This window comes from Winogradskya consettensis (assembly GCF_018332715.1).
In the GTDB taxonomy this organism is placed as follows: Bacteria; Actinomycetota; Actinomycetes; order Mycobacteriales; family Micromonosporaceae; genus Actinoplanes; species Actinoplanes consettensis.
This window is the reverse complement of record NZ_BOQP01000081.1, coordinates 1-14,681: the sequence shown is the minus strand read 5'-3', so window position 1 is coordinate 14,681 and position 14,681 is coordinate 1. Positions and strand designations below refer to the sequence as shown.

Sequence of the window (14,681 nt, the reverse complement as noted above, 5' to 3'; positions counted from 1 at the left end):
CGCCGGACTCAACGTGATGAAACGCCCGCTTGGACCTTCTGGTCCGAGCGGGCGTTTCTGCATGTCAGAGCCCCTGGGCGCCGGCAAACACGGTCGGGTGTGACGAAGGTTTCACCGATCCGCTCTTTCTGCTCCCGTCCGGAACGGGAACGCTGACCGTATCTGCAGGTGGTTCCGACACCATGCGCTTGCGGGGAGGCAACGTGCTCAGCTCGTACGACCGTCGCAGGTTCAACGAGATCGTTTCAGGTCTGCTCGCCGAGGATCCAAGCTTCGCGACACGTCAGCACACCGAACGCGAGCTGCCCAGTCGCCCGTTTGTCGCCCTGTTGCTGTGGATGAGCATGCCGCTGTTGATGGCGCTCGGCGGCTGGACCGGTTTTCTGATCGCGATGGTGGCCGGCGTCTACGGCGTCCGGTTGTGGTTCCGCGGCGCCGGTGCCCACCGCGAGAGACCCGTTCCCCGCCACGACGAGTAGCGGCAACCGAGGCCTGACCCCTCATACTCATTGACATGTGTCTTTCTCGCGGCTGACTATGGGAGCGCTCCCAAATTCCTCTCACCCGGAGACAGCCGTGCAGATGCCACACCTACGGCGAGCCTTAGCGAGCACCGTCCTGCTCGCAACGGTCACCGCCGTCACCGCAGCACCACCCGGCGCCCACGCGAACGGGTCCACAGTCGCAGCCCGAGCAGCCGTCGGAGCCACCGCCGCGGACACCTCGGTCGCCGTGGACGTCCGCGCCGGCCTGGCCACCGTTCCCGACACCGCGATCGGGGTCAATCACGCGATCTGGGATTCCGAGCTCGGCACTCCCGCCGTCTCCGACTTGCTGAAGAACGCCGGGGTCGGGATGGTCCGCTACCCGGGCGGGTCCTATGCCGACATCTATCACTGGCGGGATCACACCGCTCCCGGTGGTTACGTCGCGCCGAACACGGACTTCGACACGTTCATGGCCGGGGCCAGGCGGACCGGGGCCCAGCCGATGATCATTGCCAACTACGGGACCGGGACCCCGCAGGAGGCGGCCGATTGGGTTCGGTATGCCAACGTGACCAGGGGGTACGGCGCCAAGTACTGGACCATCGGGAACGAGAATTACGGGAACGGGCACTACGGGACGGCGTGGGAGGCGGATGACCACGCGGACAAGAGCCCGAAGGAGTACGCCGCGAACGTGGTGGCGTACGCCGCGGCTATGAAGGCTGTTGATCCGACCATCAAGATCGGGGCGGTGCTGACGACTCCGGGGAACTGGCCTGACGGGATTGTCGGGGCGGGGGATTCGGGGACGTGGAACCAGGAGGTGCTTGCCCGAGCCGGGTCGGCGATCGATTTCGTCGACGTGCACTGGTATCCGGGTGGGAGCAGTGCTGCGGAGGCGCTCACCAAACCCGAGCAAATCGAGGACGCTGTCTACCTGCTCCGGCAGCAGCTCGACAGCCGGATCGGGATCAGCCTGACGGAGACCAACGTCGGGGTGGGTCCGAACACGCAGCCGGGGGCGCTGTTCCTCGCCGACGTCTACAGCGGATTGCTCGAGCAGGGCGTTTTCACCGTGCAGTGGTGGAACGTGCACAACGGCATCGGGACGGTGTCGACCGTCGCGGGGCACACCGATTACGGGGACTTCGGGCTGCTCTCCAGCGGTAACTGCACGGCGGACGGCACGGTCTGCGAGCCGCCGTTGAATACGCCGTTCGCGCCGTACCACGCGCTGAGTCTGATCGGCTCGTTCGCGAAGCCCGGCGACCAACTCGTCCAGGCCGGCTCCGACAATTCGCTCGTCAGTGCGCACGCGTCCCGCAAGGCGAACGGCGACCTGGCGGTGTTGCTGGTCAACAAGGACCCGGACCACGAACACACGGTGGCGCTGAACTATCACGGCTGGTCGCCTACCGGTCAGGTACCGACCGTGGACTCCTTCACGAACGGGGCCGCGGGGATCACCCGGACCACGGGGGGTACGGCCGGACTTCAGGTGCTCCCCGCGTACGGGATAAGCATGGTGACCCTGCACCCGGCCGCCGCCGAGACGGGTCTGCCGAAGGCGCCTGGGCGCCCGGTGATCACGACGGTGAGTGACCGGACCGCGGAGATCTCCTGGCCCGCGGCAACGCCCGGCAGCAAGCCGATCGCCAAGTACGAGGTGTTCCGCCAGCACGGGGGCGCCAGCGAGCAGCTCGGCGAGACAACCGGAACATCCATCACCGTCCGCAACCTCGAACCGGGTCGCCGCTACACGATCAACGTCCTGGCCCGGGACACCGCGGGTGGTCTCTCGCGGGCCTCGCTGCCGCTGACCTTCACCACGACCAGCCCGGCAGCGGCTCCCTGCTCGGTCCGGCTGCGCGACACGAACGACTGGGGCAACGGCTTCGTCGGTGAAGTTCAGATCACCAACAACACGGCCACCCCGGTGAACGGCTGGACCTTGACGTTCAGCTGGCCCACCCACTGGCAGAGCGTGAGCAGCGGCTGGAGCGCAACCTGGGAACAGACAGGCACAACGGTCCGGGTCACCAGCGACGGCACTCTCGCCGCCGCCGGTAGCACCACGGCCGGCTTCGTCGGCGCCTACAGCGGCCCGAACGTCCTACCGGCCGTCTTCACCCTCAACGGCAACGTCTGTACCACGCTCTGACCTGCTTCTTTCAGCGCGGTTTCAGGACCGTGCCAGCGCTTGTTGCGACTCTTCCAGCACGTGAGTCACCGACGTTGGGGGAGTACATGAAGCGCGTAAGACTGTTCGTGGCATCGGCGGCGATCCTGCTCGGACTGGTCGCCGCCGGGCTCGCACCGGCTCAGGTCGCGATGGCGAACTCAGGGGATGTCCTGATCGTCAACGATCACGCCGACAAGTGCGTCGACGTGGTCGACGCGTCAACGGCGATCGGGGCCCTCGTGCAGGAATGGGACTGCACCAAGAAGTCCGAGCAGCAGTGGACCAGAGCCTCCCTGAGCAACGGCTGGTGGCAGATGGCCAGTCGCAAGAGCGCGTTGTGCCTGGATGTGCGGGGCGGTCAGGCAGTCGCGGGTGCCCGGGTCGATCAGGAGCTCTGCGATGCGACGGAGCTCAGTCAGCAATGGCGGATCACGCCGGGCACCAATGGATTCTGGGTGATGAACCGGCTGGGCATGTGCCTGGCCCTGTCACCGAACACCTCAAAGAACGGCACGCCCATCGTGATCGACTGGTGCAGCGACACGTCGGCGAAGTACTGGTACTACGCACTTCTCTGATCGGCGTGATGCCGGGGCGCCCGGAGGGGCGACCCGGCATTTTCGTACGTCCGGTTGACGACTGCCGATGATCGGCGGTCTCCATACATTGTGGGGATGCGAATACGGCTCCTGGGGCCGGTCGACGTGGACGCCGACGGGGCCGTGCGTGAGGTCAGTGGATTGCGCCGCAAGGCAACGCTCGCGGTCCTGGCGCTCAACCGTGGCACGGTGGTCAGCGCCGACCAGCTGATCGATGTGGTGTGGGACGGTTCGGCGCCGGCGACCGGCCTGAACACCCTGCAGCGCAACATCTCCTATCTCCGGCAGGTTCTCGGCGGCCGGCACTCGATCGTGGCCCGATCGCCGGGATACCTGCTCGAGGTCGGTGCGGAGCCGACCGATGCGGAGCTGGCGGAGCGGGTGCTGCGGGTGGCGTCGGGTTCCGCCGCTTCGCGCGTACGGGAGCTCAATACCGTTCTTGATCTCTGGCGTGGTCCGTCGCTGGCGGACGTGTGTGCGCTGCCGTGGCTCGACCGGCACGCGCAGCGTCTGGACCGTATGCGTTTGCAGGCCGGCCAGGATCTCGTCGACGCGCGGCTGGCTCTCGGCGAGCATCTGCCGCTGCTGCCGGAGCTCGAGCAGCGCGCCGGTGAGCATCCGTTCGACGAACGAACCCAGCGTCAGCTGATTCTCGCGCTGTACCGCGCGGGACGGCAGGTCGAGGCGCTGGCGGCGTTCCGGCGGTTGCGGGCGGATCTCCGCGAGGAGCTGGGGATCGATCCCGGCCCGGAGCTGCGGGAGCTGGAGTCGGCCATGCTGCGACAGGACGCCGCGCTGACCGCGGTGAGTACTCCGGTGGTCCGCGTCCCCGCGCAGTTGCCGCTGGCGGTGCGTGGCTTCGTCGGCAGGATGACGGAACTGGCAGTCCTCGATGACTTCGCCGGCGTCGCGGTGGTTTCGGGAGGGGCGGGATTCGGCAAGACGAGCCTCGCGGTCCACTGGGCCCACCGAGCTGCCAAGCGGTTCCCCGACGGTCAGCTCTATGTGAACCTGCGCGGTTTCGGGCCGGCCGGGAACGTGATGGACCCGGCGGCCGCGGTGCGCGGGTTTCTCGGTGCGTTCGAGGTTCCCGTGGCCCGGATACCGGCCGGCTACGACGAGCAGGTCGCCCTCTACCGCAGCCTGCTCGCCGGGAAGCGGGTGCTGATCCTGCTGGACAACGCCCGCGACGCCGAGCAGGTCCGGCCGCTGCTTCCCGGTGCTCCCGGCTGCGTGGTCGTCGTGACCAGCCGCGACCGGCTGGCGCCGATGGTCGCGGTTGAGGGTGCGCTCGCGGTGGGCGTGGGATTGTTCTCCGAGGCTGATGCGGGCGAGATGCTGGGCCGCCGGCTCGGGGAAGGGCGGCTGGCCGCGGAGCCGCGGGCCGTCCTGGAGATCATGGCGCGCTGTGCCGGGCTGCCCCTGGCGTTGAGCATCGTGGCGGCGCGGGCAGCCACCCGGCCCGGGCAGCCGCTGGCCGCTCTGGCGGCTCAGCTCGCCGAGGGTGCGGAGGTCCTCGACTCGCTCAGCGCCGGAGATCCGGGAAGTGACCTCCGGGCAGTCTTCTCGTGGTCCTTCCGAGCGTTGCGACCGGATGCGGCGCGCCTGTTCCGTCTGCTCGGCATGCATCCGGGGCCCGATCTGGGGGTGGGTGCCGCCGCCAGCCTCGCGGGGTTGAGCGTCCGGGTGGTGGAGGCGCTGCTCGACGATCTGCTGGGCGCGAGCCTGCTGACCGAGCACGCACCGGGCCGGTTCGTGCTGCACGACCTGCTGCGGGTCTACGCCCTGGAGCAGGGTGCCGATCACGAGGCACGGGAGCGGCTCTTCGAGCACTACCTCCATACCGCGCAGACCGCGTCGCGGACCCTGCACGGCCCGTGGAGTGATCTTCCGCTGGCGGCGCCGGGGCCCGGGGTGACGCCGGAGCAACCGGTGCGGCCCGAGGCGGCGAACGCGTGGTTCGACGTGGAGCACCATGTGCTGCTCGGGTTGGTGCAGTTGGCGGAATCGGCGGGGCTTGCTGCGTACGCGTGGCGCCTGGCTTGGAGTTTGAGCCTGGTCCTTGATTCGCGCGGTTTCTGGCGCGAGTATCGCGAAACCCAGCGCAGTGCTCTCGAGGCGGCTCGCCGGTCCGGCGACGCGGTAGGGCTGGCGCACGCGGAGCACGGGTTGGGGAGGGCGTATTCGTGCCTGTGCCGCGACAGCGAGGCGTTGCCGTTACTGCACAGCGCGCTCGCCCGGTACGCCGCGGTGGGGGACATCGCCGGCCAGGCCAACGTTCATCTCGGCATCGGATTCGTCGCCGACCGGGCGGGTGACTCCGCGCTGGCAATGCACTGCTCGCAGCAGGCCCTCGAGCTTTTCCGCGCCGCCGGGCACCGCAGCGGTCAAGCCATGGCGCTGAGCAACATCGGCTGGTCGCTTGCCGAGCTCGGCGAGTTCGACGCCGCGCGAACCCTCTGCGAGCAGGGCCTGGCTCTGCATCGGGAGCTGGGTGATCCGCGCGGCCTCGCGGGCTCCTGGGACAGCCTCGGGTACGCCCACCAGCTCGCGGGTCGCCACGAGGACGCGATCGCCTGCTACACGACCGGGCTGGCGCTGGCCCGGCAAGTCGGCGATCGCTTCGTGCAGGCCGATCTGCTGAGCCGCCTCGGCGATACCCACGGGGCTGTCGGTGCTCTCTCGCAGGCCCGGGTTGCTTGGCGGGAGGCCCTGGTCATCTTTGACGAGCTCTGTCACGCCAGTGCGGAAGGGCTCCGGCAGAAACTGGGCCGGCTCTGATCACTTCCAATGTGGACCGGCTCGCCCGGCTCGGCTTGTGCCATAAGCGATTTCGGGCATTACCGAGGTCGGTTGTGATCTATGACTGAAAGTGTTCATGCAGTTACGATCAGCGGCAAGATCGCGCGCCCGGTGTACGCGTGCTTGATTTGACGGTTGTCTTGCCGCTGGCCGACCCCACGAGGAGCTGCAGTGGACGCGTACTTCATGACGGAACGCCACGAACGGTTGCGCAAGGAGGTGCGAGCATTCGCGGAGACCGAGGTACGGCTGCGCGTCCACGAAATGGAGGAGTCCCGGGTCGTGCAGCACGACCTGTCCCGTCTGATCGCCGCGCAGGGCTGGATCGGCGTCACGATCGGCCGCGAGTTCGGCGGCATGGGGCTCGGGCACCTCGCGAAGACCGTCATCATCGAAGAGCTGTCCCGGGTCAGCGGTGCGATGGGCGCGATGGTCCAGGCCTCCCAGCTCGGGGTCGCGAAGATCCTGCACTTCGGGAGTGCCGAGCAGCAGTCGACCTGGTTGCCCCGCATCGCGTCCGGTGACTGCCTGCCCACCATCGCGGTCACCGAGGAGGGCTCCGGCGGCCATGTCCTCGGCATGACCACCACCGCGGTCCGCGACGGCGACGACTACATCCTCAACGGGGGCAAGGTCTTCGTCGGCAACAGCCACGTCGGTGACCTGCACGGCGTGGTCGTACGCACCGGCGCCGGCTCGAAGGGGCTGACGGCGTTCCTGGTCGAGGCCGACCGGCCCGGCTTCTCCCTCGGCGCGCACCAGGCCTCCATGGGGTTGCACGGCTTCAGCTTCGGCGAGCTGAGCTTTGACAACTGCCGGGTCCCGGTGGCCAACCGGCTGGGTGCCGAGGGTGACGGCCTGCCGGTCGCCTACTCCTCCAGCATTCTGTACGGCCGGGCGAACCTCACCGCCGTCGCGCTCGGCATCCATCAGGCGCTGGTCGAGGAGACCGCGGCGTACGTCAAGGAGAAGCAGCGGTACGGCAAACCGCTCGGCGACCTGCTCCCGGTCAAGCTGAAACTCGGGCAGATGCAGTCCCGGCTGATGACGGCCCGGCTCGCGGCGTACCACGCCGTGCACACCCTGGACCAGGGGCTGCCCTGCGACGCCGAGCTGATGAACGCCAAGCTCGTCAACGTCGAGTCCGCACTGGACAGCGCGCGCAACGCGATGGAGATCCACGCCGCGGCCGGGTTGTACCCCGATCGCCCGGTGGAGCGTTACCTGCGCGACGCGTACCACATCTACGCCCCGGCCGGCACGTCCGACGTGCAGCTGCTGCGCCTGGCCGAGTTCGCGCTGGGGACCGCGAAGGGCCAGTGGTCCGAACGGCTCGCCCCCGCGGTCGCCGCCACCCCCTAAGCCTGTTTCCTGGTGTCCTCGCGCTGGTGGATCTGCTCGATCAGCTCGGCTGCCATCGACTTGATGGTCTCCAGACCGGCCCGGCCCCACGGGCGCGGCTCGGTGTCGATGACGCAGATGGTGCCGAGCGTCGTACCCGTCCGGTCGATCAGCGGCGCACCCAGGTAGGACCGGATGCCGATCTCGTCGACCACCGGGTTCCCGGCGAAGCGCGGGTAGTCGCAGACATCGTCCAGGACCAGCGCCTTGCGGCGGACGACCACGTGCGGGCAGTAGCCGTGGTCCCGGTCCATGACCCGGCCCGGGGTCGCCGCCGCGTCACCCTTCGAGACCGCGTGGAGACCTGCGAAATACTGCTGGTCCTCACTGATGAAATTCACCATGGCGTACGGGCTCCCGGTGACCTCCGTGAGCCGGCGCGCGAAATCGTCGAAGGCCGGGTCCGGCTCCTCGCCGATGCCCAGCTCGCGCAGCCGGCGCATCCGCAGCGGCACTTCCAGGTCGGTCGGGGTGAGCGATTGGTGCGGTGCCGAGTCGTAGATCATGCCGGGCTCCCTATGGCCGTCGGGGTGGCGAGCAGGTGCTGGACGAGCTGGATGAGTACGCCGGTGGCGGACCGGCTGTCGCGGGCATCGCAGATGACGATCGGCACCCGCGGATCGAGGTCCAGCGCCGCCCGCAGGTCCGCGGCGCGATACCTGTACGAGTCGTCGAACTGGTTGACCGCGACCACGAAGCCGATGCCCCGGGATTCGAAGAAGTCGACCGCCGCGAAGCAGTCCTGCAGCCGGCGGGTGTCGGCCAGCACGACCGCGCCCATCGCTCCGGCGGACAGCTCGTCCCACATGAACCAGAAGCGCTCCTGGCCGGGCGTACCGAACAGATAGAGGATGTGCCTGCCGTCCACGGTGATCCGGCCGAAGTCCATCGCGACCGTGGTCGTCAGCTTCTGCTCGACCCCGGTCAGGCTGTCGTAGCCGACGCTCGCGGACGTGAGGATCTCCTCCGTGCGCAGCGGCTCGATCTCGCTGACAGCGCCCACGAACGTCGTCTTGCCCACCCCGAAGCCGCCCGCGATCAGCAGCTTCAGCGCGGTGGGGAACGGGTCAGAGTCGTCGTTGTAACGCATTGAGAATGCTCTCCAGTACCGCCGTGTTGGTGGGTTCGGCCGTCGGGCCAGGCGACCGGGTGCGCACGGCACCGGCGTCGACCAGGTCCGAGAGAAGGATCTTCGTGACGACGGCGGGGAGCCGCAGCCGCGCCGCGACCTCCGCGACCGTCATCGGACTGCCACAGAGAATGAGCGCCTCGGCGTGGTCCGGCTCCAGCTCACCGTTCGGGGCCCGCCCGGTCGCCATCACCATCGACAGCAGCTCCATCGGGGTGCTGGGCGCGGTCCGCCCGTTGCTCACGGTGTACGGCCGGACGAGCCGCCCCGCAGCGTCGTCGAGCCAGTGCTCGTCCTCAGCCTCGGCGCCCACCATCGTCACCGTGCCGCTTGTCGCACGGGGGTGGAGAGATACGGCCGGACGCTCTTCACCAGCTGCGCCATCTCGTAGCCGAGCACACCCGGATCGGCGGCCTTGTCAGCGATCACCGCGAGCACCGCGCCGGAGCCGGCCGCCGAGACGAACAGCAGCGCGTCCTCGAGCTCGGCGACGACCTGGCGCACCGACTCGCCGCCGCCGAACCGGGTGCCGGCGCTGCGGGCAAGGGAGAACAGCCCCGAGGAGATGGCCGCCAGATGATCCGCGGCGTCGTCGTCGAGCCCGTGCGCGGCCTTGCGCAACCCGTCGGAGGAGAGCAGCAGGGCGCTACGGGTGTCCGGGACCCGTTCCACCAGCCCGGACAGCAGCCAGACGAGGTCCTGGTCGTTTGTCGTCATCGGAGCACACCTTTCTCAGCGGGCGCGGGGATTCAGCGGGGGCCGGCTGCGGGCGGCTGTTCGCCGGCCTCGCTGCGGGAGACGCCCTGCAGGAACGAGGCCATCAGGCCGGGATCGGTCTCACCCTCGTCGTCGAAGGTCGGTGGCTGGGGCGGGCCGGACTGCAGCTGCGGCGCGAGATGGGTCTGGCTGCTGCGGCGGGGCAGCGGCGGCGGGGTCGTAGCCGTTTCGCCGGCCGGCACGGGCTCCAGCTCCGGCGTCGCCGGTTCGGTGAGCTTCGCCGGCGTCGGTTGCGTGAGCTTTGCCGGCCAGGCGGGTGGGGGTGGAGACGAGGGCAGCTGGGCCTGCGCCGGGGCCGGCCGGGTCAGCTCCAGCGGCTTCGGCCGGTCAACGATCGGCTCTGGCCGGTCAGCGATGGGCTTCGGCCGGTCAACGATGAGCTTCGGCCGGTCAGCGATGAGCTTCGGATCATCCTGTGCGGAGCCGAGCAGGTGCCGTGGCAGCACGATCACCGCCTGGGTGCCGCCGTAGATGTTCGCCTGCAACTGCACGGTGATGTGGTGCTGCCGGGCGATCATCGAGACCACGAAGAGCCCGATTCTGCCGTCGCGCAGCAGCTCGTCCAGGTTGATGTCGTCGGGGTTCGACAGGAGCCGGTTGACCCGTTCCCGGTCGACGGCCTGCATGCCCAGGCCGCGGTCCTCGACCTCGACCACCACGCCGGCGGTCACCATCTGGGCCCGCAACAGCACCTGCGTCTGCGGCGGCGCGAACATCGTCGCGTTCTCGATGAGCTCGGCGACCAGGTGGATGATGCTGGCGACGGCGTGACCCGGCACGGTGCCCTCGATCGGCGGCACGAGCTTGACCCGCGAGTAGTGCTCCACCTCGGCGATCGCGGAGCGCAGCACCTCGGTCAGCGCCACCGGGCGGCTCCACTGCCGCCGGGACACCGCGCCGCCGAGCACCGCCAGGTTTTCCGCGTGCCGCCGGATCCGGGTGGCCAGGTGGTCGACCTGGAACAGCCCCTTGAGCAGGTCGGGATCCTCGACCTCGTTCTCCAGCGCGTCCAGCAGCTTGATCTCACGGTGCACCAGCGACTGGAGCCGGCGGGAGAGGTTGACGAAGACCTCGACCTGACGACCGGCGGGGGTGCTCGTCGGGGAGGGGAGCTTCGCCGCCTCCCGCAGCCTGCCCGCCTCGACCCGCGACTCCGCGGCCTCGGCCAGCGCGGCTTCCGCCTCGGTGTGGGCCCGCTCGGCAGCAGCCTTGGCATTCTCGGCCTCCGCGCGGGCGCTCTCGATCGTGGCCCGGGCGGTCTCGGCCTGAGCCCGAGCGGTCTCGGCGAGAGCGCGCGCGTTCTCGGCGTCGGCGCGGAAGCCTTCGCTCTCCGCGCGGGCGTTCAGGGCGTCCGCCTGTGCCGCACCGGCTTCCGAGCGCAGTGGCAGCAGCAGATCTTCAGCGCGCCGTACGGTACTGAGCGCCTTGCCCGCGGCGACGCAGAGCACCACCACCCCGGCGAGGAAAGCGACGATGAGTACGACGTCCGACCGGCTCGGACCGGAGGCCCACAGGTAACCGGCCATCGCCGCGAAGAGCAGCGCGGCGGCACCGGCGGGCGCCACGATGAGCCATGGCAACCGGCCCCGCAACAGGGCGTCGTCCGGCACGGATGCAGGGGACGTGGCTAATTGGGGCATGAACATCCTCAAGCGCGGAGAGGTGTCGTGGCGGTAGCGATTCCATTGTGGAAGCGTCGACCACTCTAGTGCGCCCGATCATCTTGTCCAGCGGAGCTTTCCACCCCTATACGGCCGTCCCATTCCGCAGTTTTGGAAAGGTTCCAGTTAAGCGGATTCGGGGGTGCCCGGCCCCGCCAGCCGCCGGGCCCGCTTGCCCCGCGCGATCTCCGTTGCCAGCGCGTCCAGGCGGGGCGCCCAGAAACCGCGGTAGCGATCCAGCCACCGGTCCACTTCCTCGAGCGGAGCGGGGTCGACGGCGTACAGCCGGCGGGTGCCCTCCGCGCGCACGGTGGTGAAGCCGCTCTCGCGCAGCACTTTCAGGTGCTGAGAGACGCCCGGCTGGGAGATGCCGAACTCTTCCTGCACGACCTTGCCGACCTCGCCCGCCGACTGCTCGCCGTCGGCCAGCAGCTCGAGGATCCGGCGCCGTACCGGATCACCGAGAATGTCGAAAGCGTGCATTCGCCAAGAATAGACGCCGGGGCCGGCCCCACCCTGCGGTGAAGCCGGCCCCGGCGGTGAATCGCGAGTGCCTAGTAACGGAAGTGGCTGACCAGCGACTGCAGGTTGTGAGCCATGGTGCTGAGCTCGGTGACCGCCTGCCGGGACTGCGCGATGCCCTCCGTGCTCACCTGCGTGGCGCTCGCCAGGCCGGTGATGTTGGAGGCGATGTCACCCGCACCGGAGGCCGCCAGCGCGACGCTGCGGCTCATCTCCTCCGTGGTCGCCGTCTGCTCCTCGACCGCGCTGGCGATGGTCGCCTGGTAATCGTTGATGTGGGCGATGACCGACGTGATCTCGCCGATGGCGGTCACCGCTCCGGCCGTGTCGGCCTGGATGGCCTGAACCCGGCGCGAGATGTCGTCGGTGGCCCGGGCCGTCTCCTGGGCGAGATCCTTGACCTCGGAGGCGACCACGGCGAAGCCCTTGCCCGCCTCGCCGGCCCGCGCGGCCTCGATGGTCGCGTTGAGGGCCAGCAGGTTCGTCTGCTCGGCGATCGCGGTGATGACCTTGATGACCGTGGCGATCTCCGTGGAGGACTCGCCCAGCTTGCCGACCTGCTTGGTGGTGGCCTCCGCCACCGCGACCGCCTGGCTGGCCACCCGGGCCGCCTCGGTGGCGTTGTGCGAGATGTCGCGGATGGAAGCGCCCATCTCCTCGGTGCCCTTGGCGACGGCCGACACGTTCTCCGAGACGCCCGCGGCAGCCTGGGACACGCCGTGCGCCTGGTTGGCCGCCTGGTTCGCCGAGTCACCCATGGTGCTCGACGTCGACGACATCTCCTCCGCCGCTGCGGCCACGGCCTGCGCCGAACCCGCGACCGAGGACACGATGCGGCGCATGTTGTCCTGGGCCTCGTCCAGCGCGTGCGCCATCTGACCGACCTCGTCGCGGTTGGTCACGTGCGCCTCGACGGTCAGGTCGCCGTCGGCCATGGCCCGCAGCGCTGTCCGTACCCGCTGCAACGGCCTGGTGATCGAGACGACCACGAAGAACGCGAGTACGCAGATGAGCGCCGCGGCCACCGCCATCGCGATCCAGAGGATGTACTCGGCACGGGCACGGCTGTCCGCGGACGCCTTGTCCGCCCGGGCGATGGTGTCGGCGAACAGCGCGCGCTCGTTGGTGAGCACCCCGCTGATCAGGTAGTTGTCGACTCCGATCTGCTCCCAGGCCAGCCGGGTCCCGGACGGGTCCGCCGCGGCGCCGGCCACGAACCGGGTCAGCGTCGCGGTGTAGTCCGCGGTCACCGCCTTGATCCGCCCTACCGCGGCGTCGAGCCCACTCGGCAGCGCCACCTTCTCCAGTTGCGCCACCAGGGCGTTCGTGGCGGCGACCTGAGCCTTCAAGAGGTCGATCTGGTCACTGGGATCCGTACGGATGACGGACTCGAGGCCGTTGACCTTGAGCTCGCTCGCCTCCCGGTCGAGTTGCAGGACCAGCGAGCTCGCCGCGTTGATGTTCGCCAGCTCATCGGCCGTGTTCTCGGCGGTGCGGTCGTTGACGACCGTCACCGTCAGGCAGGCGGCCAGCGCGGCGATGCTGGCGGCTACCAGGGTGGTCAGCTTCGTGCGTACCGACAGATCGAGGAACCTCTGCCCCGGACTGCGTCGTGTGCTCATCTTCGTCCCTCCTGTCCGATGACCGTGAACTCAGCCGGCGATCTGCTCGGCGGTGTAGTAACCACCGTCGACCAGCACGCGCTGGTAGTTCGACTTGTCCACGTTCACTGGCTGCAGCAGGAACGTCGGCACCACCTCGACGCCGTTGTTGTACTGCTTCGTGTCGTTGACCTCAGGTGTTCCACCGGTGATCAGCGAATTCGCCATCTGCACAGCGACCTTTGCAAGCTCCCGGGTGTCCTTGTAAACCGTCTCGCTCTGTAGACCGGAGGCGACCAGCTTCACCGAGTCGAGTTCGGCGTCCTGGCCGGTGATCACCGGCAGCTTCTTGGCAGTGCCGTAGCCGGCCTCCTGAAGCGCTTCGAGGATGCCGCGACTAAGCCCATCGTAAGGGGAGAGGACCGCGTCGACGTGCTTGTTTGCCAATGGCCCCACCAGTAGGGCCTGCATCCGCTTCTTGGCCACGGCGCCGTCCCAGCGCAGGGTGGCGACATCCTTGAACGCGGTCTGGCCGCTGACGACCTTCAGATCACCCGAGGAGATGTACGGCTGGAGCACACTCATCGCACCGTTGAAGAAGAACGTGGCGTTGTTGTCGTCCGCCGAGCCCGCGAACAGCTCGAGGTTGAACGGCCCCTTGCCCTTCTTCAGGCCCAGGTCGTCGACGATCGAGTTGGCCTGCATGACGCCGACCTTGAAGTTGTCGAACGTCGCGTAGTAGTCCACGTCGCCGCTGTCGCGGATCAGGCGGTCGTACGCGATGATCGGGATCTTCTTCGCCGCGGCCTTCGCCAGTACGTCCTTGAGCGCGCTGCCGTCGACGGAACCGATCACCAGAGCCTTGTCGCCCTGGTCGATCATGGTTTGGATCTGGCTGATCTGCTTGGTGACGTCATCCCCGGCGAACTGCAGGTCCGGGTTGTATCCCAGCAGCTTGAACTGGCTCACCATGCTGTCGCCGTCCGTGACCCAGCGCGCCGACTTCGTGGTCGGCAGGGCGATCCCGATAGAACCGCGGTCGGGGGATGCGACGCTGGTCTCGGCCTTACTACTCCCGCAGCCGGAGGCTGTGGCAAGGACCAGGACCGTGGCAAGGGACCACCGCATCGGCTTCGGCACGGGCATTCGTTCCTCCAGGAACTCGACGACCTCCGCGCCGCTCCCGGCGCGAAGTACTAGATCGGTCGTCGTGCCATCCGGTTGAGGCTTCCGGTGTGACCCAGGTCTACCCACCCCGATTTGGTGCCGCCGTAGCCACCTAGTAATGTTCTCTCTGCCGGCAGGGAAGCGGACGCGAAAGCGGACGGCCTGCCAAACCCCAAGATCTACTTCATCGGGAACGACCGCGCTTGCGGATCCGGGTCCGACGAATAATCGCGGGTGCTTGATTCTCCTGGGGCCGGATTTGGCGCTGAGAGATAAAGCGAGTAAAGTTAAACGAGTGCCCCGGGCGGGCCGCTTCTAACAAGAAGCGGATTTCGGACGGTGTGTGGTTGTT

Annotated in this window: 13 protein-coding genes; 5 read left to right on the top strand and 8 right to left on the bottom strand. The window is 68.6% G+C overall.

Features of this window, described 5'->3' with window-relative positions; all coding sequences use genetic code 11:
• The first annotated feature begins 182 nt into the window (after window positions 1–182).
• From Aco04nite_RS47845 to Aco04nite_RS47825, 5 genes are all read left to right on the top strand, one after another.
• Window positions 183–479 carry a DUF3040 domain-containing protein gene (locus Aco04nite_RS47845; protein WP_213003812.1) on the top strand — a complete coding sequence of 99 codons (297 nt, stop codon included), beginning with the start codon at window positions 183–185 and terminating at the stop codon, window positions 477–479.
• 103 nt (window positions 480–582) lie between these two features.
• Window positions 583–2,649, top strand: coding sequence for a cellulose binding domain-containing protein (locus tag Aco04nite_RS47840; RefSeq protein WP_213003815.1), 2,067 nt, complete (start codon window positions 583–585; stop codon window positions 2,647–2,649).
• Window positions 2,650–2,735: 86 nt separating this feature from the next.
• Window positions 2,736–3,248 (top strand): RICIN domain-containing protein, encoded by a 513-nt coding sequence (locus tag Aco04nite_RS47835; protein WP_213003811.1) that lies wholly within the window; start codon window positions 2,736–2,738, stop codon window positions 3,246–3,248.
• A 96-nt stretch (window positions 3,249–3,344) separates the two neighbouring features.
• The gene (locus Aco04nite_RS47830) at window positions 3,345–6,050 is read left to right on the top strand and encodes an AfsR/SARP family transcriptional regulator (RefSeq protein ID WP_213003810.1); all 2,706 of its coding nucleotides are present in this window, start codon (window positions 3,345–3,347) and stop codon (window positions 6,048–6,050) included.
• Window positions 6,051–6,242: 192 nt separating this feature from the next.
• Window positions 6,243–7,433, top strand: coding sequence for an acyl-CoA dehydrogenase family protein (locus Aco04nite_RS47825; RefSeq protein WP_244876837.1), 1,191 nt, complete (start codon window positions 6,243–6,245; stop codon window positions 7,431–7,433).
• Here Aco04nite_RS47825 and Aco04nite_RS47820 read toward each other — a convergent pair.
• The 8 genes from Aco04nite_RS47820 to chvE all read right to left on the bottom strand — a co-directional run bounded on the left by Aco04nite_RS47820 (window position 7,430) and on the right by chvE (window position 14,308).
• The gene (locus tag Aco04nite_RS47820) at window positions 7,430–7,978 is read right to left on the bottom strand and encodes a GAF domain-containing protein (protein WP_213003809.1); all 549 of its coding nucleotides are present in this window, start codon (window positions 7,976–7,978) and stop codon (window positions 7,430–7,432) included. The genes Aco04nite_RS47825 and Aco04nite_RS47820 overlap by 4 nt on opposite strands.
• Window positions 7,975–8,562, bottom strand: coding sequence for a GTP-binding protein (locus Aco04nite_RS47815; protein WP_203843816.1), 588 nt, complete (start codon window positions 8,560–8,562; stop codon window positions 7,975–7,977). Before Aco04nite_RS47815 ends, Aco04nite_RS47820 begins: the two co-directional genes overlap by 4 nt.
• On the bottom strand, window positions 8,540–8,917 hold the full coding sequence (locus Aco04nite_RS47810; protein ID WP_203843823.1) for a DUF742 domain-containing protein: 378 nt from the start codon (window positions 8,915–8,917) through the stop codon (window positions 8,540–8,542). The genes Aco04nite_RS47815 and Aco04nite_RS47810 overlap by 23 nt, the downstream gene beginning before the upstream one ends.
• 2 nt (window positions 8,918–8,919) lie before the next feature.
• Complete coding sequence (locus Aco04nite_RS47805) at window positions 8,920–9,318, bottom strand: roadblock/LC7 domain-containing protein (protein ID WP_213003808.1); 399 nt, start codon at window positions 9,316–9,318, stop codon at window positions 8,920–8,922.
• A gap of 32 nt (window positions 9,319–9,350) precedes the next feature.
• Window positions 9,351–10,988 (bottom strand): sensor histidine kinase, encoded by a 1,638-nt coding sequence (locus tag Aco04nite_RS47800; protein ID WP_244876836.1) that lies wholly within the window; start codon window positions 10,986–10,988, stop codon window positions 9,351–9,353.
• 177 nt (window positions 10,989–11,165) lie between these two features.
• Window positions 11,166–11,522 carry an ArsR/SmtB family transcription factor gene (locus Aco04nite_RS47795; RefSeq protein ID WP_213003806.1) on the bottom strand — a complete coding sequence of 119 codons (357 nt, stop codon included), beginning with the start codon at window positions 11,520–11,522 and terminating at the stop codon, window positions 11,166–11,168.
• A 71-nt stretch (window positions 11,523–11,593) separates the two neighbouring features.
• On the bottom strand, window positions 11,594–13,183 hold the full coding sequence (locus Aco04nite_RS47790; RefSeq protein WP_213003805.1) for a methyl-accepting chemotaxis protein: 1,590 nt from the start codon (window positions 13,181–13,183) through the stop codon (window positions 11,594–11,596).
• Between the two features lie 30 nt (window positions 13,184–13,213).
• Window positions 13,214–14,308, bottom strand: coding sequence for a multiple monosaccharide ABC transporter substrate-binding protein (gene chvE, locus Aco04nite_RS47785; protein WP_244876835.1), 1,095 nt, complete (start codon window positions 14,306–14,308; stop codon window positions 13,214–13,216).
• Between the last annotated feature and the right edge of the window lie 373 nt (window positions 14,309–14,681).